19 protein-coding genes are annotated in these 24,480 nt (G+C 58.8%); 6 read left to right on the top strand and 13 right to left on the bottom strand.

From position 1 onward, the window contains the following. Positions 1-18: 18 nt before the first annotated feature. The 4 genes from C4N04_RS17485 to C4N04_RS17470 form a co-directional block, all read right to left on the bottom strand. Complete coding sequence (locus tag C4N04_RS17485) at positions 19-714, bottom strand: SGNH/GDSL hydrolase family protein (RefSeq protein WP_106796609.1); 696 nt, start codon at positions 712-714, stop codon at positions 19-21. Between the two features lie 132 nt (positions 715-846). Beyond that, on the bottom strand, positions 847-2,187 hold the full coding sequence (locus tag C4N04_RS17480) for an HlyD family type I secretion periplasmic adaptor subunit (RefSeq protein WP_077990034.1): 1,341 nt from the start codon (positions 2,185-2,187) through the stop codon (positions 847-849). 15 nt (positions 2,188-2,202) lie between these two features. Further along, on the bottom strand, positions 2,203-3,966 hold the full coding sequence (locus C4N04_RS17475) for a type I secretion system permease/ATPase (protein ID WP_077989912.1): 1,764 nt from the start codon (positions 3,964-3,966) through the stop codon (positions 2,203-2,205). A gap of 466 nt (positions 3,967-4,432) precedes the next feature. Next, positions 4,433-5,986 carry a right-handed parallel beta-helix repeat-containing protein gene (locus tag C4N04_RS17470; RefSeq protein WP_106796608.1) on the bottom strand — a complete coding sequence of 518 codons (1,554 nt, stop codon included), beginning with the start codon at positions 5,984-5,986 and terminating at the stop codon, positions 4,433-4,435. A gap of 672 nt (positions 5,987-6,658) precedes the next feature. Between C4N04_RS17470 and C4N04_RS17465 the strand changes: the two genes are divergently transcribed. Further along, positions 6,659-7,366 (top strand): Ig-like domain-containing protein, encoded by a 708-nt coding sequence (locus C4N04_RS17465; RefSeq protein ID WP_106796607.1) that lies wholly within the window; start codon positions 6,659-6,661, stop codon positions 7,364-7,366. A 160-nt stretch (positions 7,367-7,526) separates the two neighbouring features. Here C4N04_RS17465 and C4N04_RS17460 read toward each other — a convergent pair whose 3' ends face one another. The 5 genes from C4N04_RS17460 to C4N04_RS17440 form a co-directional block, all read right to left on the bottom strand. Beyond that, complete coding sequence (locus C4N04_RS17460; RefSeq protein WP_096762244.1) at positions 7,527-8,231, bottom strand: hypothetical protein; 705 nt, start codon at positions 8,229-8,231, stop codon at positions 7,527-7,529. Beyond that, positions 8,231-10,504, bottom strand: coding sequence for a polysaccharide biosynthesis tyrosine autokinase (locus C4N04_RS17455; RefSeq protein WP_077989908.1), 2,274 nt, complete (start codon positions 10,502-10,504; stop codon positions 8,231-8,233). Before C4N04_RS17455 ends, C4N04_RS17460 begins: the two co-directional genes overlap by 1 nt. Before the next feature lie 51 nt (positions 10,505-10,555). After that, entirely contained in the window at positions 10,556-11,263 is a 708-nt protein-coding gene (locus C4N04_RS17450; RefSeq protein ID WP_096762242.1) for a sugar transporter, read from the bottom strand. A gap of 85 nt (positions 11,264-11,348) precedes the next feature. Continuing rightward, entirely contained in the window at positions 11,349-12,560 is a 1,212-nt protein-coding gene (locus C4N04_RS17445) for a polysaccharide biosynthesis/export family protein (protein ID WP_038690743.1), read from the bottom strand. 285 nt (positions 12,561-12,845) lie between these two features. Then, positions 12,846-14,273, bottom strand: coding sequence for an O-antigen ligase family protein (locus tag C4N04_RS17440; RefSeq protein WP_096762241.1), 1,428 nt, complete (start codon positions 14,271-14,273; stop codon positions 12,846-12,848). A 301-nt stretch (positions 14,274-14,574) separates the two neighbouring features. On the opposite strand from C4N04_RS17440, the gene C4N04_RS17435 reads away from it, so the two are divergent. Both C4N04_RS17435 and C4N04_RS17430 read left to right on the top strand, forming a co-directional pair. Further along, a complete protein-coding gene (locus C4N04_RS17435) occupies positions 14,575-15,174 on the top strand; it encodes a transglutaminase-like cysteine peptidase (RefSeq protein WP_009982573.1) in 600 nt (199 codons plus the stop codon). Between the two features lie 320 nt (positions 15,175-15,494). Next, positions 15,495-16,823: a UDP-glucose/GDP-mannose dehydrogenase family protein gene (locus tag C4N04_RS17430; protein WP_039621541.1), complete on the top strand. Its 1,329-nt coding sequence runs from the start codon at positions 15,495-15,497 to the stop codon at positions 16,821-16,823. Positions 16,824-16,995: 172 nt separating this feature from the next. Here the strand turns inward: C4N04_RS17430 and C4N04_RS17425 are convergent, their stop codons facing one another. After that, on the bottom strand, positions 16,996-17,787 hold the full coding sequence (locus tag C4N04_RS17425) for a metallophosphoesterase (protein ID WP_077989905.1): 792 nt from the start codon (positions 17,785-17,787) through the stop codon (positions 16,996-16,998). 752 nt (positions 17,788-18,539) lie between these two features. Here C4N04_RS17425 and C4N04_RS17415 point away from each other — a divergent pair. Next, positions 18,540-18,782 (top strand): KTSC domain-containing protein, encoded by a 243-nt coding sequence (locus C4N04_RS17415; RefSeq protein WP_086156341.1) that lies wholly within the window; start codon positions 18,540-18,542, stop codon positions 18,780-18,782. A 157-nt stretch (positions 18,783-18,939) separates the two neighbouring features. Here C4N04_RS17415 and C4N04_RS17410 read toward each other — a convergent pair whose 3' ends face one another. The 3 genes from C4N04_RS17410 to ung form a co-directional block, all read right to left on the bottom strand. Then, complete coding sequence (locus C4N04_RS17410; RefSeq protein ID WP_009991865.1) at positions 18,940-19,545, bottom strand: alpha/beta hydrolase; 606 nt, start codon at positions 19,543-19,545, stop codon at positions 18,940-18,942. An 11-nt stretch (positions 19,546-19,556) separates the two neighbouring features. After that, on the bottom strand, positions 19,557-20,489 hold the full coding sequence (locus C4N04_RS17405; RefSeq protein WP_009991866.1) for a VOC family protein: 933 nt from the start codon (positions 20,487-20,489) through the stop codon (positions 19,557-19,559). Between the two features lie 135 nt (positions 20,490-20,624). Next, entirely contained in the window at positions 20,625-21,326 is a 702-nt protein-coding gene (gene ung / locus C4N04_RS17400) for a uracil-DNA glycosylase (RefSeq protein WP_106796606.1), read from the bottom strand. A 230-nt stretch (positions 21,327-21,556) separates the two neighbouring features. Between ung and C4N04_RS31860 the strand changes: the two genes are divergently transcribed. Both C4N04_RS31860 and C4N04_RS31855 read left to right on the top strand, forming a co-directional pair. Continuing rightward, the gene (locus C4N04_RS31860; RefSeq protein WP_179363794.1) at positions 21,557-22,981 is read left to right on the top strand and encodes a phosphomannomutase; all 1,425 of its coding nucleotides are present in this window, start codon (positions 21,557-21,559) and stop codon (positions 22,979-22,981) included. Positions 22,982-23,020: 39 nt separating this feature from the next. Continuing rightward, the gene (locus C4N04_RS31855) at positions 23,021-24,448 is read left to right on the top strand and encodes a mannose-1-phosphate guanylyltransferase/mannose-6-phosphate isomerase (protein ID WP_010059780.1); all 1,428 of its coding nucleotides are present in this window, start codon (positions 23,021-23,023) and stop codon (positions 24,446-24,448) included. Positions 24,449-24,480: the final 32 nt, after the last annotated feature.

Below are 24,480 nucleotides of genomic sequence, written 5' to 3'. Positions count from 1 at the left end.
CGTTGAGGAGGCGGAGATTCATTCTCCGCAATCGCGGCCGGCAATGTGTCCGAGGAGTGCGGGCACGATGATCCTCGTAGCAGTTTCCGGCCGCGGATGCGCGCCGTCGGGAATTGCGGCGGCCCGATCGTCCGCGCTTAGGCGCTCCCAGCCCGGCCGGTTGTCGACGAACTCCAAACCGCGCTTCTGTGCCTCCGCCTGATGGGCCGAGATATAACTGCCGACGAAGGGACGGATCAGTCCCCGCAGTCCCGAAAACGGGTTCATCGCCATGAGGATGATCCGCGCGCGCGGCAGGCGCCGATGAAGCTGATCGAGAATGTCGCCGATATTCTTCCGGCTTTGCGCCAGCGACACGAGCCGGTGCAATGTTGCGTCATTGGCGTAGAGCTCGATCAGAATGATATCCGGCTCTTCGGCAACGACGCGGTCCAGCTGGCTCAAAGCCCAGGCCGACGTCTCGCCGCTCTTGGCGACGCTGTCGACCCTGACCGGTCTCTGCAGGCAGGCGGCAAGCTTTGCCTCCAGTCCGGCCTGCCATCCCCCGCGCGCCGTCAGCGATGTTCCGAAAGCCACGATTTTCACCGGCGGAAGGTCCTCGGCATCACTCTCCCCGGTCGATGAAACCATGACGAGGCAGGCCAAAAGCAGAACCCACGCCCATGCCAGTCGCCTCTCCGTCGGCACCGCTCGCCAAAGCCGCAAACATATCATGAAGAGACCCTATCGCGGCGGGAGCTATCCGTCACCCCAAGCACGGTGCAAGGCAAGCTTTGCCTCCAGCCGGATGGCCAAAGCTTGCCTGAGAGGTTGCGATATGCAGCAACGGCGCGCAGAAGCCGCCGGTCACTCCTCACGGAAGACGTGCTGCATCTGATCGGTCAGCGGCTTGGTGAGATAGGAGATGACGGTACGATCGGCAATCTTGATAAAGACCTCGGCCGGCATGCCGGGATAAAGCTTGATCGACTTCAGCTTCGCGATACTTTGCGCCTCCGGCTTGACGCGCAGGGGATAGTAGCTGATCCCGGTTCGCTCATCCTTGACGGTATCGGGCGCAATCGAGGTGATCACCGCCCGCACGTCCGGCGTCGTGCGCTGATCAAAGGCGCTGAAACGCACATCGACGGATTGCCCGACATGGAGCTGGTCGATATCGCGGGTGGCGACCTTCGCCTGGACGGTCAGATCGTCGTTTTCGGGAACGACGAGCATCAGCGTCTGGCCCGGCTCAATGACGCCGTTGATCGTATGAACGGCAAGTTCGTGGACCCTGCCGCTCAATGGCGCGGTGATATCGAGACGGCGGAGCTGATCGAGCGCGGTTTCACGGCGCTCTTCATTTTCGGCGATCTTCGCCTCGACATCGGTCAGTTCCTTGGCAATCTCCGAACGGCGATCCTCGTCCAGCTGGATCGACTGGCGATCGATTTCGATCGCCTTGCCTTCGGCCTCCGCCTTTGCGGCGATTTCCTGGCCGCTATTGCCCTGAAGGTCGGCGCGTGCACGCTTGAGCGCGTTCAAGCGCTGCAGTGTGACCAGTCCCTTCTTGTAGAGCGCATCGACGCCTTCCAGTTCCTGTTCGATCAGGCTGAGGGAATCATTGGTGGCGTTGATCTGAACGACCAGACCCTTGATCTGCTCGGCCAGCTGATCCTTGCGCGACGCCAACTGGCTCTTCATTCCGACGAGCGCCGACCTGCGGCTGTCAAACAATTTCTGTTCGCCGTCGAGAAGGTCCTGTGCGGCATTTCTGGACGCCGCCTTGTTGGATGCGGCAGCGCTGGATGTCATCAGATCGCTGATGTTTTCCTCGACCTTGAACGAATCGGCGCCGATCCGTTCAGCCTTGAGACGGGCACGACGCGCATAAAGCTGCGCCAGCGTGCTTTCGACGATCGAGAGCTGCGCTTTCGTCGTCGTTCCATCGAGCCGTATCAACACCTGTCCAGCCGACACATGGTCGTTTTCGGCGACCAGGAGTTTCGACACAATGCCACCGGTCGGGTGTTGGATCTTCTTGACGTCGCCGTCGACGATGACCACGCCTTCGCCGATGACGGCGCTGGAAAGCTCGGTCGTCGCCGCCCAACCGCCTATGCCGCACACCAGCGCGAGAGACAGTGCGCCGACAACGGCGACGTGACGGTTGAGGGACCGCTTTGATTCATTGGTGATTTTGCTCATCATCGTCCTTCCGGCCTATTCGGCCGCATTACCTTCGACCACGACCTTGAGCTGAGCCACGCGTTCCGAAATCGAAGTGCGCGTCGCCTCAGGCCGGCTGACCCGCGCCAGAACTTCTTCCTTGGGGCCGAATGCGATCATTCTGCCCTCCTGCATCATCAGCACGAAGTCGCATACGGCGAGAACGCCGGAGCGATGCGCGATGACGACGACGATGCCGCCGCGTGCCCGCACGCTCATGATCGCAGCGCTCAGCGCCCGCTCGCCTTCCTCATCGAGATTGGAATTCGGCTCGTCGAGCACGACCAGGAACGGCTCGCCGTAAAGCGCTCTCGCAAGGGCGATACGCTGTCTCTGACCGGCCGAAAGCGCCGCACCGCCCTCGCCGATTTCGGTCTCGTAACCGTTCGGCAGACGCAGGATGAGATCATGAACGCGCGCAGCCCTCGCCGCCGCAACCACGGCCTCCGGCGACATCTCCTTGGCGAAGCGGCAGATATTCTGCGCGACGGTGCCGGAGAAAAGCTCCACGTCCTGCGGGAGGTAACCGATATGGCGGCCAAGGGCGTCGCCGTCCCACTGGTCGAGTGCCGCGCCATCCAGGCGAATGGAGCCCCTCACCGTCGGCCAGATGCCCATCATCGCCCGCGCCAGCGACGACTTGCCCGAGGCGCTGTAGCCGATGACGCCGAGCGCGCTGCCTGCGCGCAGACCGAAGCTGACATCGGAAATGACCAGCCGCTGGCCGGACGGCGGTCCGCTGGCCACACCCTCGACCGTGACCTGCTTGGAAGGCGCCGCAAGCGTCAGCGGAGCCGGGATCTCCGGAATTGTCTTCAGCAGATTCGACAGCCGGCCCCAGCTCTGCTGGGCGGACACGAAACCGCGCCAATTTCCGATCGCCGCTTCCACGGGCGCCAGAGCCCGGGATGTCAGGATCGAGCCGGCGATGATGATGCCCGAAGAGGCCTGCCCCTGAATGACGAGGATGGCGCCGGTCGCCAGCGTTCCCGATTGCAGAGCGATACGGAAAATCTTCGACAGCGTCGCATATCCGTTACCGACATCCGATGCCTGCCGGGTGATTTGCCGGTACTCGCCGTTCCTGCGATCCCAGATCTCGGCCATGGTACCTGCCATGCCCATGGCGTGGATGACCTCGGAGTTGCGGATCGAGCTCTGCGCAAAAGCGTTGCGCATATTGGCGGCTTCCGACTGCTGCTTAGAGAGTGTACGCGTACCCTGGTTGGTCAGGAAAGTCAGGATGGCGAGCACCAGCGATCCGCCGATGGCGATATATCCGATCGCCGGATGGAACAGGAAACAGATGACGATATAGAAGGGAAGCCAGGGCAGATCGAACATCGCCGTCGGACCCATGCCGGACAGGAAGGTTCTGATCTGATCGAAATCGCGAAGGGGCTGCAGCCCGTCGCCGCCGATCTTGACCTTCAGCGGCGCCTTGATGAGCGCCCGAAACACCCGCCCGTTCATCATCTCGTCGAGCGCACCGGCAACACGAACGAGCATTCTGCTCCTGAGAACCTCAAAGGCTCCCTGAAAGGCGTAAAGCGTTAACGCAAGAATCGCCAGCGCGGCGAGCGTCGGTATGCTTTTGCTGGGAATAACCCTGTCATACACCTCAAGCATAAAAAATGAACTTGTAAGGTAGAGGATATTGATAAGCGCGCTGGCTATGCCAATGAAGATCAGTCCGCTTTTGCATTTCCGCAAGGCTTTGGACGGTTCATTGACGTCAGCTGTTGAACTCTGAAACACGAAGCAATCCTCTCCTGCCGCACGCGGACGCAGCGAATACGCCGGTCCGCACTGCAGTTGCAGGCCCCTCAGGCCCGATCATTGACATGGCTGCCCTCGGACCCGGCACCCTCGCCGAACCCGTTGGCACGCTCCTACACTACTACATGAATCCCACCGAAACGTGACCGAAAATACAAATTTATCACGAACAATTTCAGAGGCCCTAACTTTAACGGTACGATAAACATGCCGTCGCAAGCAAGTGAAAAGCGCAAGTCGCCCAATAAGGGTCCAAAGCGGCGAAAGCGTGGCGCGTTAGCTTCGGTATCTACTACCATGTTAACTATAAATGCAATCTATAGTTCGATTTATCTGGCCATGGCGGAACATTTTGCCGCTCTCATCGGTCCGGCAGACGGAACCCGTCCCAACTTGGACGGCAATCGAGCGGCCTCGGCGGGGACATGCCGGGGCCGCCTCAACCTCAGGAAAGCAAGTGCGAGCTCTGGCTGCTGTGGAATGTGTCGACATTGATGGAGACGCTCAAGCTGTCGGCGTCAATATGGGAGGCGCCATCGGAGATCTTGTATAGGAAGGATTCGCTGACCTTGCCGCTGAGGCCGGCGAGTTTGGCGGCATCGACCGTGTAACTGTAATCGCCATCCTTCTCCACGTGAATGACGCCGTATTTCCCGGTCAGCGTCAGCCCGTGCTTGTCGACCGCGCTGTCGCCGAACCGGCGAAGCAGTATCGTGCCGTTGCTCGCACGGTCGTTCTCAAGCAGGTTGCCGTGAAAGGCGCTGCCGGTATCTTCCGTGATCTTCAGGCTGTCATGGACGGCGACAATCTTTTGGATGGCGGCTGGCGGGGTGGCGACCAGCGGTTCCGTGACAGGCGCAGGAGAGCTGACCTGCGTATCGCCGGTCGTGCTGCCGGCGGCGCTGTCGATTTCGGCCTGCGCTTGCTCGAGCGTCTTGCTTTCGCCGATGGTGAACGTGTTCTGGGCGGCGATTGTGGCGGGTATCGTCAGCGTCTGCACGGCGCTGTCGATGATATTGTCGTAGAAGGAGCCCGATGCCGGCTTGTCGACCTTCAGCGCCGACGACGACAGATCGTCGAAAACATTGTCATGGATGACGATATTCTCGCGGATATAGGCGGGATTACCGATCGCACTGATCAGCACGCCGTAAACGCCCCCGTGCAGATAATTGCCGCTGATATCGTAGTTTATCGCGTTGCCCTGATCGCCGAGGCCGATGCCGTAGGACCAGCTGTAGCCGCCATATCCCGAGATGTCATTGTCGTGGATGGCGATGTTCGTGCCCGCCTGCGCACTTAGCCCGAAGCCGCCGCCCACCAGCGTATTGCCCTCGACCACGGCGTTCTGCGCCCGGATCAGCACCAGCACACCCTTGGCGCTGTTGGTTTCGGTCTGCTCCAGATGGTTGTCCTTGACCAGGATATTGCTGCTGTCGTTGAGCTGGATGGCGTCGGCAGCGCTGCCCTGGCTGTTGGTGACCGTATTGTTGACGAGGGTCACGCCCTTGACCTTGTCCATCCAGATGCCGTCGGAATGCACGCCGATCAATGTGCTGTTCTCGATGGTGATGTTCTGGCTGCTCTGGAAGCTGACCGACCCCGGCTTTCCGGAAAGGCCGGTATTCGACACTTCGACATTGCGCACGGTCCAGTTCGAGACATTGCCGGCATAAATCGCGTTGGCGCCGGTATCGGCGATCTTGATGTTCTCGATGATGATATTCGACGCCTTGGAGCCGTGGATCCCGTCATTGCTGCTGCGAATGACCGGCGCCTCACCAATGCCATAGCTGCCGATGGTGATCGGAGCGCTGACGCTGCCGGAATATTTCAGGTCGAACTGTTCGTTAAACACGCTTCCGGCGGCAAGCAGCACGCTATCGCCCGGATTTAACCTCAGGGCTTCAACAGCAGCCAAAGTCGCGAAGGCTGAACTCTCACCGGTTCCGTTGTTACTGTCGGATCCTGTTAGTGAATTCACGTAATAGACGGTCATGCTGCGATCTCCCAAGGTAATGGAAAATCTTCTAACCGCCGTCCTCTCTCCGGCTGCTAAAATGAAACACTAAAATGCGTGATATCTGGCAATAATTCTTGCGCCATCAATATAAACAGCTTGGTGTACCAATTATACTTCATCGCGACAAGGTTGCAGCCTCACGGCGGCGAGCCGGCTTACTGGGCCGGATGCAGTTGCCAAGCTACGGATCCCGAGCAAGCAGGATTTCGGCTGACCTACGCCGCGCGAGGACAACGCTCACGGAAAATCCCTGTATGATGGTAATTTCATAGGCGTTGCCTCCAGGAATCTCCGCCGCAACTTGCAGAAACAATTCATAATCCAAAGTGATTACACGCTAGCTACACGACAGAATACAGCATCAGCCATTTTAATTATCTTTCATTATGAATAAATGTTATTTCAGCGAGAAGAAAGAGCCATCACAATATGACAATTCGAGACAATCACTTATTGTTAAAGCAGCATTATCTAGGTCTTTCATGGCGTTATGCGCATTATAAGCGTGTCATTATTGATAAAATACACCTATGAAGGTCAATTTGTTGTTAACCATGCGCTTGACTCCCTGTATTAAGATATACTTAATCGGGCGACCCGCTGAAGTCAAAGATGACCGGCGGAGATCAATTTCAAGGAGAGAGGCACATGGCTATTCACGCAACCGACGATACTGCAACATTTCTGGAAACCGATGTTATTTCGGGTAACCTGCTCAGCAACGATACATCTGACGGCAATCTTTTTCTGCGCGCCTTCGACCAACAGAGCGTCGGCGCCAAACAGCCCGGCCAGGTCACCACGATCCAGGGTGATTACGGCACCTTCTACGTCAAGGCCGACGGCAGCTACACCTATGTGCTGAGCGATGCCGCCAAGATCGGCTTCGCCAACGGCGAGCTGCTTCAGGAGAAGGTTTCCTACAAGATCTCCGACGGCGCCGGCCACACCGATATGGGCCTGTTCACCCTCAACATTCAGGGCGTAACCCAGGTCAAGCCGGTCGCGGTCGACGACCATTATAGCTTCAGCGAAGGCAATCTGATCAGCGGCAACGCGCTGGCCAACGACATTCCGGGCGACAATGGTCAGCTTTTCCTCCGCCAGTTCGACGGCACGAACGTCAACGGCAATAGCGGCGCCATTACCGATATTCTCGGCACCTATGGCACGTTCCACGTCAAGGCGAATGGCGAGTTCACCTATGAGCTGACGCAGGATATTGCGCCCGGCGATCACGTCACCGAAACCGTCCAGTACTACAAGATCTCCGATGGCCAAGGCCACACGGACGCCGGCATTCTGACGCTCAACATTACCGGCACCGACGTCGTTTCCGGCGGCGTCGAAGTCTGATCATCGACAACCATCAAGAAACAACGCCCGCGGCACAAGCAGCGGACGTTGTCGCCTCGATGGCGACGAAAGCTGATACCGTGTCATCCAGCTTCTTCAGTCATGGGCCACAGACCGCTTCAAGGCGCCGACTTTAATTGTCGAAGCTTTGCAGCCGTAATCACCGGCTGCAGCGCTGCCGAAACCGCGCCGTCGCCCCTTCCCCGACACTTGCCCAGATCCGATCGAAGACCGGACGGAGCTGCGGGCTGATGGCTTTCATGGTGGCATTGACCCTGCAGCGGTCGCCGAGTTTCAACATCGTCGTCAGATCGCCGTCAACGGCGCTGCTGGCCGCCGAAAGTGTTGCATCGGTGAAATCGTTCCAGAAATAAAACCGGGTCAAAACGATCGACTCATCATAGGGCGCGAGAGCGACCGAACGTTTCATCATTTCTGCAATCGCAAGCGGCTCTTCGGCAATTGTCGACTGAACGGCGGCGAGACGAAGCCAGAAATTGCTGTTGGTCGGCATGCAGGAGAGCGCATATCGGAGGTAGCGGCGGGCATTCGAGGCCGCGGCAACCCAGGCGTCGTAGTTGATATTGACATTCTGCCGATCGAGCTGCGCCAGAACCAGCGTGACGCCGGCGGCGACAATGTCCGATCGGCAATAATGTCCGTCAACCACGGCGATGGCGCGGGCCGCATATCTGGCCGCGATGTCATCCGTGACGGTGTCGCCGCGCTCGATCCTTTCGGCAACGATCGAGATGCTGGCGGTTCTGATCGAAGCATACAGTTCTCGGCCGGCCAGCACCGCGAAGACCGCGGTGACGATAAGGAAAACGATCCTTGCAGGTGAAAGAAGCCGACCGGCGAGCATCACTCGGTATAGTATCGCGAATAACGCTTATAGTAATATTCGCTGGAGCCGAATGTCCGGTAGAGCTTCATCTGCGACGGATCGACCTTGGTCAATATCGCGCCGACGCATTTGGTGTAGAGATCCGGCTCGGACAACAGAGTCGATTGAACCACCTTGCGCGAGGTTTTGCCCCACTCGATCACGAATACGACGGCATCGAGCTTCGGGTTAATGGCGCGCGCGTCGACGACAGGAGCGAGCGGCGGCAAGTCGACGATAATGTAATCGAAGCTCTGGCGCGCCATTTCAAGCAGCTGATCCATGCCACGCGAGGCCAGCAACTCCGAAGAGTGCGGAACGCGATATCGCGCCACCGTTGGCAGGAATGCAAGCTTCGTTTTGGGATCGAGAAGAATAAGATCCTTGAGCGGGCGGTTGTCGACGATTGCTTCAAGCAAGCCGGCTTCGGCATGGCGGCCGATCGCCCGGGTCGCTCCGGGATTTCGCATATCGCCGTCGATCAGCAGGCAACGCGCGCCCTGCATTGCCAAGAGCTTGGCAAAGTTGATGGCTGTCGTCGACTTGCCCTCGCCCGGCAGGCTCGACACGACGCCGATGACCTTGCAGCGCTGATCGGCCGCGCTGATATCGATGGCGATCTTCGCGCTTCGAAGCGTCTCGGCGAATGCCGAAAGCGGATGCTCCTCGACATAGGTCGTCGTCTTGCCGCCCCTGGCGATGCTGCGCGGATTGCCCGGATCGACGAGGGTCGGATCCTCGACGTTGTTCTCGATCAGCGGCATGACACCGAGAGACTCGACGTCGAGCATGTCCTTGACATCGTCACCGGTGCGGAAGAAGCGATCGCGGAATTCGCGGAAAGCGCCGATGCCGCTACCGAATGCACATCCCAGGAACATGGCAAAAGCCACAACGAGGCTTCTCTTCGGCGCGCTCGGCTTCGTCGGCGTCTCCGCGATTGTGATGATACGTGCGGCGGTAATTGGGAAGCTCTGCTGCTGGATTGCCTCCTGATATCGCGTCAGGAAGTTCTGATAGAGATTCTTATAGGTATCGCGCGTCCGCTCGAGCTCACGAAGCTGAACCTGCGTCTCGCCCGCCGTTGCGGCCACGCCCGTTGCCTGGTCAACGCTGTCGCGCAGCGATTTCTCGCGCGATTGCGCAACCTGCAGCTCGCTCTGGTAGCTCTCGGCGATACGATTGAGTTCGTCGAACATCAGCCGTTCATATTCGGCCATTTCGGCGCGCAGCCGGACGGCCTGGACGTGGTCCGGACCCAGCCGTGCCTCGATCTCGGCCTCCAGCTTCGACGCTTCCAGATATTTCTTGCGAAGATCGTTCGAAATCGAGCTGTCGAGCACGTCGGTCACGATCGCATCGGTCTGCTTGGCCTGGATGATCGACTTGATGCGGGCGTATTTCGCCTCGGCCTGGGCCGTCGCGGCCTGGGCGGTGATCAACTGGCTGTTGAGCTCGGAGAGCTGCTGTTCGCTGAGCAGCGTGCCGGATCCTGACTCGACAAGCCCATGCTCGCTGCGGAATTTCTGCACCGCGAGGTCGGTGTCCAGCGCCTGTTGCCGAAGCTCTTCGATACGCTCCTGCAGCCACTCGCCGGCCCGGCGTGTCGCCTCATATTTGGAATTGAGCTTGTCGACCATGTAAACGTCGGCGATCGCGGCTGCGATTTCACGCGCTAGGTCCGGCGATTGCGAGGTGTAGCTGACATCGAGAACGTAGGATTTGCCCACGCGTTCGACATCGATATTGCCCGCGACCGTTTCTGCGGCCGCTCTCCGTTTCGCTTGCGGGTCGGGCGCGACAGCCGCGTCATCGGCAAACCAGGAACGAAAATTCATCAGGGATTTCAGCGTCGCGACAGAAAAAAGCGAGTTCTTCGGTGCGTTGAATACCGGGTCATCGACCAATTTCAGCTTGTCGACGACCGCGTAGGCGATCGTGTCCGACTTCAACAGCTCGACCTGGCTGAGAACGGTGCCTTCGTCGTCGTCCAGCTGGCCGAACGCGGCGAGCTGATTGATGACCTGATTGTCGCTGCGGTCGATCAGCACGCTCGTGTCGGCCGTGTAAACCGGAACGGACGTGAGAACATAGACGATGCCGAGAATGGCAAAGGCGAAAGCACAAGCCGCAACGATCCGCCACTGCCGGCGAGCAATGGCAATGAGCTTGTCGAAATCGATGAAATCAGCTTCGTTTCCCGTATCGCGGGAGGGGTCGATACGCGGCGTAAGTTTATCTGGCGACAGCAATTTCGATCTCCAACAAAGGCGTCAAGCGCTAAGATCTACAGGCAAATCCAGCTATTGTGTGACGGGCACACTCTGACTCGTCGATTGCGTCGGGTCGGTTGACGACTGCCCTGCCCCGCCCGTGCTGATCAGTGTCGTCGTTGAGGTCGACGAACTATCGCCGTCCCCCGCAGTCGAAACCTGCAGCGTGCCGGCAGTTGTGGCGCTGCCCTCAAACGGCGTACCGTCATCCGCCCCGGGACCGGTGCGGCCGATCGATCCGTCATTGCCGATACCCGATGCTGCCGCAGCCGCGCTTGCGCCCGGGCCGAGTGCCGCTGTACCGCCTTCAGCGAGAACCTTCGCAAAGGCTGCCAGCAGCGGCGCAAGGTTAGGATCGGCAGTGGCCGCCTCGGCGACCGCTTTTTCGATCGCGAGCTTGAATTGCGGGTCCGAGACCTGGCAGCTGTTGGCCGCCCGTCCAAGGCCGGCGCCGATCGCCGCCATCTGGGCGGCATTGGCCTTCTTGGCCTGCTCGATCACCGGCGACAGGGCGTCGTCGCTGCTTCCGACCAATGCGCGTACACGCGATGACAAAACCAATGGATCGGACATGTCGAGCAGCACGGCGGGATTGGCCGTAAATCCGCTGATGTCGACCGGCGTCAGATTTGCCGGCCCCAGGCAAGCAGCCGCAAGAGCGCTTGAAGTCATGCCGGCAAAAGCCGCGACGATAATTCCGCTATAAGCAAGCCGACGATAAACAGCTGACCTTGCCATACCCACAATTTCCTTCATCAAATCCGCTAGCCGATAGGCCGCCAGCCTCGATCACTAACGATCGACGCCGGCCCGCCCATTTCAATCAACGTCCGAGATTGCGCACTGCGTTGCGAGTATCGTTCACGTCATCCGACACGCCGGCGACGGTGGACGATACCGAGTTTACGATGTCAAGGAACTTGACCAATTCAACAGAGTCCGAATTGGAGATATAGATAACGTCCTTGTCTTCCATCTTGAATTGCTGAACAGCAAACAAGGTCGCCGGATCGCGAAGATTGGCGCGAACGATCACCGGAACCGTATCGCCCGCAAACCTGGTCGTATCGACATGCATCGCGGCAACCGTCTTCTTGGGGACAAGGCGATAAAGCAGGATCTGAGCCGGATCCGCGCGGTCGTCGCGCAGGCCACCCGCCTTGGCGATAGCCTCTCCAAGGGTGAGGTCTGACTCCTCGAAATCGAAGCGGCCGCTGACGCCGGCGGCGCCGAGCGCAAGATAGGTACGGCGCTCATGATCGACCGAGATCGTATCATCCGGCGCGACATAGATATTCTCCGCCGGGTTTTTCAACAGCGTGTTGTAAGCGACGGTTGCTGTCTTGCCGCGGCGCTGCAGCGTCACATTCGTTTCGATATTGTTGGTCGTCAAACCGCCTGCAGCGGAAATGACATCGAGAACGCGCTCACCGGCCGGGCTGATCGTGACGCGCTGAGGACTGTTAACGTCACCGAGCACGGCCACCTGACTGGAGCGGCTGGTCGTTGTCGTAATAACCACCTGCGGCTCGATCGCGCGGCTGGCCAGCCGATCTTCGACGTCCTGCTCCACGGTCTCCTTAAGGCGACCTGCGGCCGGAACGCGACCAGCATAGGGGATCGTGATCGTTCCGTTTCTATCGATGGTCTGCTCCGGCAGAGAGATGTAATTGCCGGGTCGGCTGCCGGCATCCGACGGAATGAACAACCCGCCGGACTGAGCTTCGAAGATAGCAACCTGGACGACGTCGCCATAACCAAGCGGAATTTCAGGCGCCCCGCCGCGACCACCGCCAAATCCCTTGAAGGAGGTCGGCTGCGGAGAGGAGAAATATGGCAGGACGTTCTTGCTGAGATCAACCAAGGCGTAGTCGATACCGACGCGACGCTCCTTCGTTGTGACCTTCACTGCCGCGCCTCGATCAACATCTTTGTGATCGGGACCGGATCTTGGCAACGACGTGCAGCTTGCCAATATAGTCGTTAGCGCTACAACAATGGCGACGCGTGTACTACCGATAGGAAAACAACCCATAGAATAACCTGTGTTGACGCCCCTGAAGCTACTGCCTCGCAATCTTACAAAATACAAGACAATCCCTGACCAATAATCACTGTAGGCGGATTAACATTTCTCTAACTGTGGCAGGCTGGCAACGCCAAGCCCTTCACCAAGCGAATACGCTGCAATCCGGCTTCTCTTTTGCCGGCAACGCCCTGAAGGCTGCCCCCGCTATAAAATCTCTTGCGTTTCAGAGTCAACAGCGCGTTACCCCACAATCGGCATTTTCGAAAAACCTTCACGAAACCATCTGTTCAATCATCGACCGCTGGCCGGCCGCACATATTGCCATTCCGCTTCGCCGCCGTTACGTCCAAGGCTGATGGTGACAACGGCACTGAGGAAAGCGGCAAAAAATACCGCAAAGCCTGGAATCTGCAGCGAAAAATCCACCGCGGCATGAAGGGCGACCAAAACCGTCGCCGCCAGTCCAAGAAGAACATAATGTCTCAAGCGGCGCCGTTGAGCGATCCCCCGCCAGAACACCCTGGCAAGCACCGCGAAGGCAATGATCGCCGCGATCGGAAATAAAATCCCGAGGCCTAGAAATCCTTCCAGGTAGAAATTATGGGCGCGATCGAAGATCCCGAAAATGCCGCAGGCCGGATCGCGATAGGCTGAAAACACGGTGCGGAAAGTGCCAAGACCCGTTCCCGTCAGCCAGTGATCCGAAATGGCACGCCAGATGCCCGGCAGGATGCAAAAGCGATCGTCATCCTCAAGACGCCGTTGTTGCGCGCGCAAAATCGCCTGGCCGGCAAACATGCTCAGCAACAGGAGGACGAAGGTCATCGCCGAAAGAAGCTTCACTATCGACCGCCATCTTGGCGTCGGTCTCATATGGCGCCTGGAGTTGTTCCAGGAGATGACGAGCCAGGGAAAGTAGATGAGAGCGGCAACACAGGTCGCGAATATCCCAGCGCGTGATCGGCTCAGCATCAACGCGGTGAAACATGCGCACAAGAGCAGAATGTAGATCCACACTCTCAAGAGAAGAACGTTTCGGCCGGGCTCGCCGGGCGGATGGTTCAAATAGGAGCGGGCAAGGTCCCTGACCAGGGTCAGCATGAGCAGCGTCCCTAGCCCGAGAAAAGTCGCGGCGGTATTGCGGTTGACGAACACGGCCGTCAGGCTGTCGAGGTAGGCGTGTTTTTCGATGACAATCAGGACGTTGGGAAACATCGAAAATTGCATAAGACTGAAAACCGCGATAGCGCCCGCCGTGAGCCCCAGGCTGGCCAGAACTCTCCGCGCCCGTTGATCGGTGTCGCACAACACCAGTCCGGTCAGGAAGGTCACGAAAGGCAGAGCCACCCAGAGAATCGAGGCGAGCGTGTCGGCCGGCTCAACGGAGATCGCCGCGTATTGAACGCCCGCCAAGTCACGCGCGGCGCTCCAGGCAGGGTTTGCCAGCCAATTGGCTGGCAGTTCGATTGTCTGGACGAACGTCCACCCCGTCAGCACGACCAGCAGAAACAGCGCGATGCTGAACACCCATCCGGCCTGCCTCGGCTCTCCAAACAGCAGTCCCGCAATAATGGCCAGGGCAAACATCCCGATCGCCGCGAAGGCGAAAGGAAACGGCGTGACGCTTCCGAACGGAATGAGCGTCAATATTACCAGGCCAATGAAGGCAAAGAGGATCGTCTCCCGTAAGACCTGCGCGTTGATGAGTTTGGATAACATTTGGTTCGCTCACCAGCAGCGCAACGAGAGAGATACAACCATTACGGTTAATATACTCGTACTAACATAAGTTGCATATCAAACGCTTGCGTGTTAAAGTGCAACAGAATTCCACATCGTTTAAAATTGTCGCGAAAGGCTTAAGCCAATCGCGACCAGCCCCGATTATGCTCCGTCAAGCAGCAGAAACGGGACAGACGTTCTGTGCCCAATACTTGGCAGATCACTAATCCGCCATGCCATTGACTGAGAAAAAAGGCAAGCCTGATCTCAATCGGTTGCCCTGAACGGGGATTAAGAGATGAAGAAGACGTTCGTTACACTTCTGGCGCTGGCTTTTACAGCAGCGAATGCCTGCTCTGCATTTGCCGCCGGCCCCGCAGGTTTCGCTCGCGGCCTGACCAGCACTTCGGCAGTGAGCTTTATCTCTGAAAAAGGAACGATCATCCCGCCTTTCGCCCAGGTGCTGTTCTGCGCCCAGAACCCTGCCGAATGCCGCGACAACAATGGTTTGTCGGTCCTCGCGCTGACGGACAAGGATATGCTGCAGTTGAAGGATGTGAACAACTCCGTCAACCGTACGATGATCGGCAGGAACGATCCCCGCAACGAACTTAACGGTGATGTCTGGAAGGTGAATGTCCGCAGCGGCGACTGTGAGGATTTTGCGCTGACCAAGCGCAGCCGGCTGATGGCAATGGGCTGGTCGTCGCGCGCTTTGCGGATTGCGACGGCGTACACGCCCTCCGGCGAAGGGCACGCCGTTCTTGTCGTCAGAACCGACAAGGGCGACCTGGTGCTCGACAACAGGAAAAGCAGCATCAAGAACTGGCGCGATACCGATTTGCGCTGGGACAAAATCCAATCGGATACCGACCCCTACGTCTGGTATCGCCTGTAAAAACGGGCGCGGCTGGAGCAAGTCCGGCAAGGCTGTGAAGTGCCTGAGCCGCCGCAATGCCTACATCTAAATAATAAAATCCACCCGTTCCGGGTTGAAGTCGAGCCGCTCCGATGCGCGGCTCGACTTGTCATATCTTCCACACAAACCTATGTTTTTGCTGTCGACAGGGCAGCCGGCGCGGGTCGCAGCGCCCTGAGTTGGAATTCCGATTTGGGCCACCAGGCGATCTTCGATGTTGTCTTTTCGGCCAGATTCAGTATGACGGGGCCCATGCTGCGACGCAGCATGACGTTCTACTCTAATGATTTGAGGGAAATATGCGCATCACGATGATTGGATCAGGCTATGTCGGCCTCGTTTCAGGCGTTTGCTTTGCGGATTTCGGCCACGACGTCATCTGCGTCGACAAGGATCTGAGTAAGATCGAGGCCCTTCGCGAAGGCCGCATTCCGATTTACGAGCCAGGTCTCGATCAGCTGGTCGCCGAAAACACCAGCACCGGCCGCCTGTCCTTTTCGACGGATGTCGGCGAAAGCGTTCGTGGCGCCGACGTCGTGTTCATCGCGGTCGGCACGCCCTCCCGCCGGGGCGACGGCCATGCCGATCTCTCCTACGTCTATGCGGCTGCACGCGAGATCGCCACCTATGTGGAAGGCTTCACCGTCGTCGTCACCAAGTCGACGGTGCCGGTTGGCACCGGGGATGAGGTCGAGCGCATCATCCGCGAAACCAATCCAACAGCCGATGTCGCCGTTGTTTCCAATCCCGAGTTCCTCCGCGAGGGCGCGGCGATCGAAGATTTCAAGCGCCCCGACCGCATCGTCGTCGGCCTGAACGACGACCGGGCCCGCGAAGCCATGACCGAAGTCTATCGTCCGCTTTATCTCAATCAGGCGCCGCTGGTCTTCACCTCCCGCCGCACCTCCGAACTGATCAAATATGCTGCCAACGCCTTCCTCGCGATGAAGATTACCTTCATCAACGAGATCGCCGATCTCTGCGAGCGGGTTGATGCAAATGTCCAGGACGTTTCGCGCGGCATCGGTCTCGACGGCCGTATCGGCGCCAAGTTCCTGCACGCCGGTCCGGGTTACGGCGGCTCGTGCTTCCCCAAGGACACGCTGGCTCTGGCCAAGACCGCGCAGGATTTCGACGCGCCGGTCCGTCTCATCGAGACGACGATCTCGATCAACGACAACCGCAAGCGGGCGATGGGACGCAAGGTGATTTCGGCGGTCGGCGGCGACATTCGCGGCAAGAAGATCGCGATTCTCGGCCTGACCTTCAAGCCGAACACCGACGACATGCGCGACAGCCCGGCAATCGCCATCATCCAGACCCTGCAGGACAATGGAGCCCAGGTGGTCGGCTACGATCCCGAAGGCATGGATAACGCCCGCAAGGTCATCGAGAACATCGAGTATGCGAGCGGCCCCTATGAAGCAGCCGCTGGCGCGGACGCGCTGGTCATCGTCACCGAATGGAACCAATTCCGTGCGCTCGATTTCAATCGCCTGAAGCAGTCGATGCGGGCTCCGGTCCTGGTCGACCTGCGCAATATCTACCGCAGCGACGAGATCCACAAACACGGTTTCACCTATACCGGCATCGGCACCAATCTCTTCCAGGAAACGACCAACTCCTGATAAGGTCTGCAGAGATCCAACATCCTGACGCCGCGGAACATAAAGTCCGCGGCGTTTTTTATGCATGGCGTGCGGAAGTCTGCAGCGGCTCCGGGACAATGACATGGGTGTAAACCAGCAAAGCGCATCGTCGGACACCGCCGATTATCGGACGACACCTCGCCCTCCTCTTCTACAGGATTCCGACGCGCGTCCCTTTGATCGTCAGCACTGTCAGGCGGCCCGTCGCCGAAACCGCGGTGTCGATTCCGATGCGTTGCGGACCGAATGTCGGGATTCGCGCCGGAGTGTGTCCGTGGATCACCAGCACAGGAAGCTGCGGCCCTTCGTCGAGAAAGGGCTGCCGGATCCACATAAGGTCGCTGTCCTTTTGTTTCTTGAGATCGACGCCGGGTCTGACGCCCGCATGGACAAAGACGACCCTTCCCATCTGCAGCAAGATCGGCAGCGACTCCAGGAATTGGATATGCCGCTCCGGTATCATGTTGTGGATGACGCGGGCGATCATTTCGTTTCCAGCCGCCGATTGCAGCAAATGCTCGATGTCGATGCCATATGAATTCAGCGTCTCCGTCCCGGCAAAACCAAGCCATTCCAGAAGGCGCGTCGGCTTGCGATAGAGCTTCACCAGCTCCGAATCGTGATTGCCGCACAGGGCGATACGCTGAAATCCCGGCGGCGGCGGCTTGCTCAGGAATTCCAGCACTGCGCTCGAATCCGGCCCGCGATCGACATAATCGCCGAGCAGGAGAATGAGTTTCGGCCCCGGAATGCGTTCGGCATCCGCTTCGATGCGGCGATGCGCCTCGACGAGTTCGCTATAACATCCGTGGACATCGCTCATCGCATAGACCGCGGCGAAATCGCCTTCGGCATATGTCAGCCGAGCGCGCTTTTTATGGCTGCCAGTCAATATCGGTATCTGTTGTCGCCACGGGACGAGATAGTTAAACATGTAACCCATTTGTGAAACCCGGCCGTGTGGCGGGCTGTCGGATCTGATCCATTTCTCACCCATTGCCGCAACGGCACGAAGTTTAGTGATCATAAGAAGTTGGCCTGAACGCGGCCCCGTCGACATCGTAGCTGGAACCTATTGCCACATTCAAAACGACGGACCCATCGCCCTTTTGCTGAACCGCCTGCGCCAGGCTCGCCTGGCTGGTCGCGGCTGCGCGTCCGGCACATCGGGCAATGACCATCGTCCATCCTCGTCGCGCCCGGTGGAAAGCGCAAGCGTCTCCTGCGCCGTCGCCATCCGGGCGTCAAGCGCTTGAACGATTTTCGCATCGTGATGACCGACGAGAATGCGAGGAATCTCGCCTGCCGATCGGTTGTCGACGGCACGTGGTCAGGGTTCCTCACGCCGCTCGACGGGCATAGCAAAACGGCTGCCACGAACAAAGCACGTCGTATTGATCCATAATAGAGAAGATGTTTCGATTAATATTTCCAAGTCCCTTATTTAGGCTGGTTAACGGTTGATTAATCCTGTGTTTCTTTACCAGATTCTTCAAAATTTAGCTGCATTACCCAATATTTCTTCACTTGGAAGAACCGGAGACTGTTAATTTTCCACAGGCGGGGCCTTCGAAAAAGCTGCATTAATCAACTAAAACGAGAGGTGCCAGGAAAAAATGAACGTTAAAGCAGATCACTCTTGACGACCTTGCGACACCGCATAAAGATGGCGCGTTGCGAGCGCGAATGACATTGTTGATCCAGAATCTCAGATCCAAAACTGCGGGGTGCAAAGTGGAAACTGCGGTTGATTCGAAACTTATCGAGGCGATTACTTACGACGAAGACAGCCGGCATCTACGGGTCTATCTGACCAACGGTCAGAGGAGAGAATATGAAGGGGTTCCCAAAGGTGTCGTCGTCGGCTTGACGATGGCGGAGTCACCGGGGAATTTCTATATGAAGGCAATCAGGGGCAAATATCCTCCTCGTCCCTAGAACAGGATGATATTTGTCCCGGTCGGCCTCAATTAAAGAGTTAGAGCACTTTTGGTGGCATCCCTATTGTCGATGCCAGATCGTCGTTTGAGCCGAGATGCGGGACCGGTTTTCGCCGGCCCCGCAATTCGGCTGTCGCCGTTGGCGGCGCAATCGATCAATAACTGATGAAGAAATCGCGAATTGCATCGATTTCGAGCGGCGCGATCTCATGGCCACCGGGATGCCAGACTGTGCCGACCTCGGCGCCGCGGCCTTTCAAGTACTGCGACAATGCTTCGGTCACGGCCATCGGAGCGATCGGATCCCGCCGTCCGGCCGTCACCAGCACCTTTCTTCCCGCAAGCGTCGAGCGAGCTTCCGGTTGAAACGGAATGAGCGGGTGCATCAACACCGCCAGGTCGAAGATACCCTTCTCGATCAGCACATTGGCAAGAATATTGGCGCCGTTCGAAAAGCCCAGGCCAACAATACGGGAAGCCTGGTACTCGTCAGCGGCTGCCTTGACATAGGCGGCCATCTTCTCCGTCGCCCGTGAAAGGTCGGCCATGTCGTAGACCCCCTCACCGCTGCGCCGGAAGAACCGCGCAGCACCATGTTCGGAAACGTCGCCGCGAGGAGCAAGAACCGTTGCTTCCGGCAGCAGCTGTCGGCCGAAATCAAAGAGCTGGTTTTCGTCGCCGCCGGTGCCGTGCAACACGATCAGAAGCGGTTTGCCGGGTGCGCCGGCATGCAGCCGGTGCACATATCCAGTTTCGGTCATATCGCCTCTCCTTACGCCTCGAGCGGCTGCAGGTGCTGCTCGAGCAGCGCGCGGAGATGGGCGTGCTGCTGCGGCAGCTTCAGGGCCTCGCCGAGATGGGCCGTATCCTCGTCCCGGTTGAAGCCGGGTTCATTGGTCGCGACCTCGAACAGAACGCCACCCGGCGTACGGAAATAGATCGCCCAGAAATAATCTCGGTCGATCACCGGGGTCACCTGATAGCCGGTGTCCATCAGCGCCTTGCGCACTTCGAGCTGGTTTTCACGGTTTTCGACCGCGAAAGCGACATGGTGGACGGAGCCGGCGCCGGGAAGCGCTCGGGCAATGCTCGGCATGGTCTCAAGGTCGATCAGATGCGCGCCGTTGCCATCAGGCTTGATCAGCCGTTTGACCCCGTCCCTTTCCTCGGCGATCTCATAGCCCATGAACCTCAGCAGTTCGGCCGTGGCGCCGTCATCCCTCAGCCGCATGGCGACGGAGTGGAAGCCGCGGATCGCATGATCCTCACTGATGCCGCCATGCGTCCAAGGCTGTCGGCCGTCGTCCTTGACCTCGACGAGCGCGAAGCCGTCGCCATCGGGACCGGAGAAGTTCAGACGCTTTTCGCCGAAGCTCTCCTCAGCCTTCAGGCCGCCGACACCGAGCGCGGCAAAGCGATCGCTCCAGAAGCCGAGCGAACCTTGCGGAACGGAAAACACCGTCGTACCGACCTCACCGGTGCCGGGCCGCCCCTGCGCCATTTTCGGAAACGGGAAGTAGGTCATGATCGTGCCTGGCGCACCGGTCTCGTCACCATAATAGAGATGATAGACATCGGGGGCGTCGAAATTCACCGTCTTCTTGACGCGGCGAAGGCCGAGCGCATGGGTAAAGAACTGATTGTTGGTGCGGGCGTCCTCCGCCATCGACGTGACGTGGTGCAGACCCTTGATTTGATCGAGCATGTGAGACCCCTTTTTTGCCCGCCGCTTGCGGGCTTTCGATGGATCATAAATGCGCTCGGTCATGCCTCCGGAATAGACCTGCAGACCAAAACGCATTGTCTCCTTTTTGTGAACGCTGATCCATGCGCGTTCACTTTAAGAACAATGAGGATCGACCGGTAGCCGCCAGTCGATCGGCGCGCGCCCGCGCGACTGCAGGAAGGCATTCGCCTTGGAAAAATGCTTGCAGCCGAAAAAGCCATTATGGGCTGAAAGCGGCGACGGATGCGGCGCCTTGAGCACCATATGCCGCGCCGTATCGACAAAGGCCGCCTTGCGCTGGGCATAAGAACCCCAGAGCATGAAGACGACGGCTTCGCATTCGTCGTTGACCTTGCCGATGACGGCATCGGTGAAGCGCTCCCAACCCTTGCCCTGATGGGCAGCCGCCTGCCCTTCCTCGACTGTCAGCACGCTGTTCAGCAGCAGCACGCCCTGCCGTGCCCAATGCTCGAGAAAACCGTGGCGCGCCGGCGCTATACCGAGATCCGTCTCCATCTCCTTGTAGATATTGACGAGCGAGGGCGGTATGCGCACGCCGGGCCGGACGCTGAAACATAATCCATGCGCCTGCCCTAGCCCGTGATAGGGATCCTGACCGAGGATGACGGCCTTGACGTTGGCGATCGGTGTCAGATCAAGAGCTCGGAAATATTCGCTGCCTTTGGGAAATATCTGTTTTCCGACCTGCTTCTGCGCGACCAGGAAAGATTTGAGCTGCTGCATGTAGGGGCTTGAAAACTCCCCCTCGAGGGCGGACTTCCAGCTCTCCTCGAGACTGACGGATGTATCGCTCATCAGCAAAACCTTCGACATAGGACAAAACAATGGACATACGGTTCTAACAAAATAGGCTGACGCCGCAATGCCTGTCGGTCTCATGGCGGCTCCGCCCATCGAAACCCGGCGAGTGAGCGCAAACCTTGTAGGTTCTTCACCGCCCGTTTAACTATAAGCCCGCTTCGGTATTTACGCCGGCTGGCGGGCTGAGTAGAACTTTGAACGTGACAATCGGAGCTTGTCTTCATATGAAATTCGGCACGAGCGGCCTTCGCGGACTTTCAGTCGATCTCAAAGGACGCGCCTCCGCCCTCTACGCCACCGCATTCGGCAAATATCTGCTGGAGACCGGCAAGGCACGGGCCGGCGACATCATTCTGATCGGACGTGACTTTCGCGATTCAAGCCCTGAAATTTCGGCGAATTGTGCCGGTGCGCTGACGGCACTCGGTTTCCGTGTCTTCGACTGCGGCAATGTGCCGACGCCGGCCCTCGCGCTTTATGGCCTCGAAAGCAAGGCCGCCTGCCTGATGGTCACGGGCTCGCATATACCGGCGGAGCGCAACGGCATCAAATTCTATCGCCCGGACGGCGAGATCGACAAATCGGACGAGGCGGCGATCACCGCACAGGCAGCCGAGATCGAACGAAGCGGCAAAGCACTCGTCGAGGCGCCGGCCAAGATGGAAGATCATGAGGCGATCTGCCGGCAGCTGTTTTTCGAACGCAATACGGCCCTGCTTCCGCAAGGTGCGCTATCCGGGCTGAAGATCGGCGTCTACCAGCACAGTACGGTGGCTCGCGACCTGCTGATCGACGTTCTCGCCCACTACGGTGCCGAGATCACCGCCCTCGGGCGTTCGGAGAGTTTCATACCGGTCGACACGGAAGCCGTTTCCGACGAGACGATCGCGCTGATGAGGCGCTGGGTCTCCGAGCATAAATTCGATGCAATCGTTTCGACCGACGGCGACGGCGACCGCCCCCTGGTCGCGGACGAAACCGGCGCGCCCCTGCGCGGCGACCTTCTCGGCCTTGTCGCCGCCAACTTCTTGCGGGCCCGCACGGTGGTAACGCCCGTGACCTCCAATTCCGGCATCGAGTCCGCCGGCACTTTCACCGTCAGGCGCACGCGTGTCGGCTCGCCCTTCGTCATATCAGGCATGGAAGAGGCGGTGGCAGCCGGCGAAGATAATGTCATGGGCTTTGAAGCCAATGGCGGCCTACTGACCGCAACCACCTTCGACGTCAATGGCCAAAACCTGCGCCCCCTGCCGACGCGTGACTGTTTTATTCCCATGCTCGCAATCCTGTCGCTCGCCGCCGCTCGCAGGCAGCCGCTTTCTGCCGTTGCCGCCTCTTACAAGCTGCCGTTCGCCGCCGCCGATCGTCTGGAGAATTTCCCCGTCGAGACGAGCGCGGCTTTGATGGAACATCTGCGCGCCTCGGATGAAAATCTTGCCTCTTTCCTGCAGCCGATCGGCGCGGTAGCGACAAAATCCGACATCGATGGGCTTCGGGTGACATTGAGGGATGGCCGGATCATCCACTTCCGCCCGTCCGGCAATGCTCCCGAAATGCGCTGCTACGTGGAGGCAGGGAGTGAATCCGCGGCCCTCGACCTGCTGCACAGCGGCCTCGACAGGATAAGAGGCTGGGCAGCCGCCCGCTAACATGCAACGAATAAGCCGTTTATTTCAAGGAACCCGCCTATGACGCAGAAAATCGTTCCCGTGATCATGGCCGGCGGCAAAGGCACGCGCCTCTGGCCGCTTTCCCGCGCCACCGCGCCGAAACAATTCATCCAGTTCGTAGGCGACAAGACGCTGTTTCAGGATACGCTCGAACGCGTTTCCGATCCCGAGCTCTATGAAGCCCCGATCATCGTCACAAATGAAGACTTCCGCTTTCTGGTCGCCGAGCAGGCACGCGAGCTCGCCCGTCCGCTCGCCGCCGTCCTGCTCGAACCGGTTGCCCGCAATACTGCCGCGGCGGTCGCGGCCGCAGCAACGCTGGCCGCCGACCTTTTCGGCAAGAATGCCATCATCCAGATGCTCGCTTCCGATCACGAGATTCTTGCCGATAAGAGCTATTTCGACTGTATCCGCATCGCCCGCGAGGCGGCTGCCGACGGCAGGCTTGTCACCTTCGGGATCAACCCGACCGAACCGGCGACGGGTTACGGCTATATCGAGATCGGCGACGCGCTGGAGAACGGCGCTCACAAGGTGAGCCGCTTCGTCGAGAAACCGGCGCTGGAAGAAGCCCAGCGGATGCTCGCCGACGGCGGCTTTTACTGGAATTCGGGCATCTTCATGTTCCCGGTAACGGAACTTCTTGCCGAGCTTCAGGAATATGCACCGGAGGTGCTCAAAGCCGCAAGCAAGGCTGTTTCCAAGGCAAGCCGCGACCTCGACTTCACCCGACTCGATGCCGACCATTTCGCCAAGAGCCCTGACATATCGATCGATTATGCGATCATGGAAAAGACTTCGAAGGCAGCCGTCGTTCCCTCGCCGTTCCGATGGTCCGATATGGGCAGCTGGGATGCCGTGTGGAAATCGGGAAAGCGCGACGATAACGGCAATGTCGCGGCCGCGAATACGACCGTGGTCAATACCCGCAATTCGCTGGTCATGACCCATGGCGTGCATCTTGCCGTCCAGGGCATGGAGGATGTCGCCGTCATCGCCAGCGAGGACGCGGTCTATGTCGGACGGCTCAAGGACAGCCAGAATGTCGGACAATTGGTCAAGATGCTGGCCTCCTCTTCGGCGACAGCGAAGTTCACCGAAACGCATCCGACGTCCTACCGCCCCTGGGGCGGCTATACCTCCATCTTCAACGGCGACCGCTTTCAGGTGAAGCGCATCTTCGTCACGCCCGGCAAGAAGCTTTCGCTGCAAAAACACCACCACCGCTCCGAACACTGGGTCGTCGTCAAGGGAACGGCCGAAGTGACGGTTGGTGAGAATGTGCGCATGCTGCGCGAGAACGAAAGCGTCTACATTCCGCTCGGCGAAGTCCATCGTCTCGCCAATCCCGGCAAAATCCTCCTCGAACTCATCGAGGTACAGACGGGCTCCTATCTCGGCGAGGATGACATCATCCGCATCGTCGACGAGTTCGGAAGAACGTGAGGCAGGCTTCGGAACGGCCGGCGGGCTCAAGA

It is taken from the genome of Rhizobium sp. H4 (assembly GCF_003013335.1).
GTDB classification, from domain to species: Bacteria; Pseudomonadota; Alphaproteobacteria; order Rhizobiales; family Rhizobiaceae; genus Rhizobium; species Rhizobium sophoriradicis.
Note: the sequence above shows the minus strand (reverse complement) of the source record. Positions and strands in the feature narration are given on the sequence as shown.

What these genes read in the sequence shown, in the direction of transcription:
- C4N04_RS17430 (WP_039621541.1), top strand. Translation starts at nt 15,495, where the DNA reads ATGCGCATCACGATGATTGGATCAGGCTATGTCGGCCTCGTTTCAGGC.
- C4N04_RS17485 (WP_106796609.1), bottom strand. Translation starts at nt 714, where the DNA reads ATGATATGTTTGCGGCTTTGGCGAGCGGTGCCGACGGAGAGGCGACTG.
- C4N04_RS17460 (WP_096762244.1), bottom strand. Translation starts at nt 8,231, where the DNA reads ATGCTCGCCGGTCGGCTTCTTTCACCTGCAAGGATCGTTTTCCTTATC.
- C4N04_RS31855 (WP_010059780.1), top strand. Translation starts at nt 23,021, where the DNA reads ATGACGCAGAAAATCGTTCCCGTGATCATGGCCGGCGGCAAAGGCACG.
- C4N04_RS17405 (WP_009991866.1), bottom strand. Translation starts at nt 20,489, where the DNA reads ATGCTCGATCAAATCAAGGGTCTGCACCACGTCACGTCGATGGCGGAG.
- C4N04_RS17440 (WP_096762241.1), bottom strand. Translation starts at nt 14,273, where the DNA reads ATGTTATCCAAACTCATCAACGCGCAGGTCTTACGGGAGACGATCCTC.
- C4N04_RS17480 (WP_077990034.1), bottom strand. Translation starts at nt 2,187, where the DNA reads ATGAGCAAAATCACCAATGAATCAAAGCGGTCCCTCAACCGTCACGTC.
- C4N04_RS17450 (WP_096762242.1), bottom strand. Translation starts at nt 11,263, where the DNA reads ATGGCAAGGTCAGCTGTTTATCGTCGGCTTGCTTATAGCGGAATTATC.
- C4N04_RS17410 (WP_009991865.1), bottom strand. Translation starts at nt 19,545, where the DNA reads ATGACCGAAACTGGATATGTGCACCGGCTGCATGCCGGCGCACCCGGC.
- C4N04_RS17425 (WP_077989905.1), bottom strand. Translation starts at nt 17,787, where the DNA reads ATGGGTTACATGTTTAACTATCTCGTCCCGTGGCGACAACAGATACCG.
- C4N04_RS17445 (WP_038690743.1), bottom strand. Translation starts at nt 12,560, where the DNA reads ATGGGTTGTTTTCCTATCGGTAGTACACGCGTCGCCATTGTTGTAGCG.
- C4N04_RS17435 (WP_009982573.1), top strand. Translation starts at nt 14,575, where the DNA reads ATGAAGAAGACGTTCGTTACACTTCTGGCGCTGGCTTTTACAGCAGCG.
- C4N04_RS31860 (WP_179363794.1), top strand. Translation starts at nt 21,557, where the DNA reads ATGAAATTCGGCACGAGCGGCCTTCGCGGACTTTCAGTCGATCTCAAA.
- C4N04_RS17470 (WP_106796608.1), bottom strand. Translation starts at nt 5,986, where the DNA reads ATGACCGTCTATTACGTGAATTCACTAACAGGATCCGACAGTAACAAC.
- ung (WP_106796606.1), bottom strand. Translation starts at nt 21,326, where the DNA reads ATGAGCGATACATCCGTCAGTCTCGAGGAGAGCTGGAAGTCCGCCCTC.
- C4N04_RS17465 (WP_106796607.1), top strand. Translation starts at nt 6,659, where the DNA reads ATGGCTATTCACGCAACCGACGATACTGCAACATTTCTGGAAACCGAT.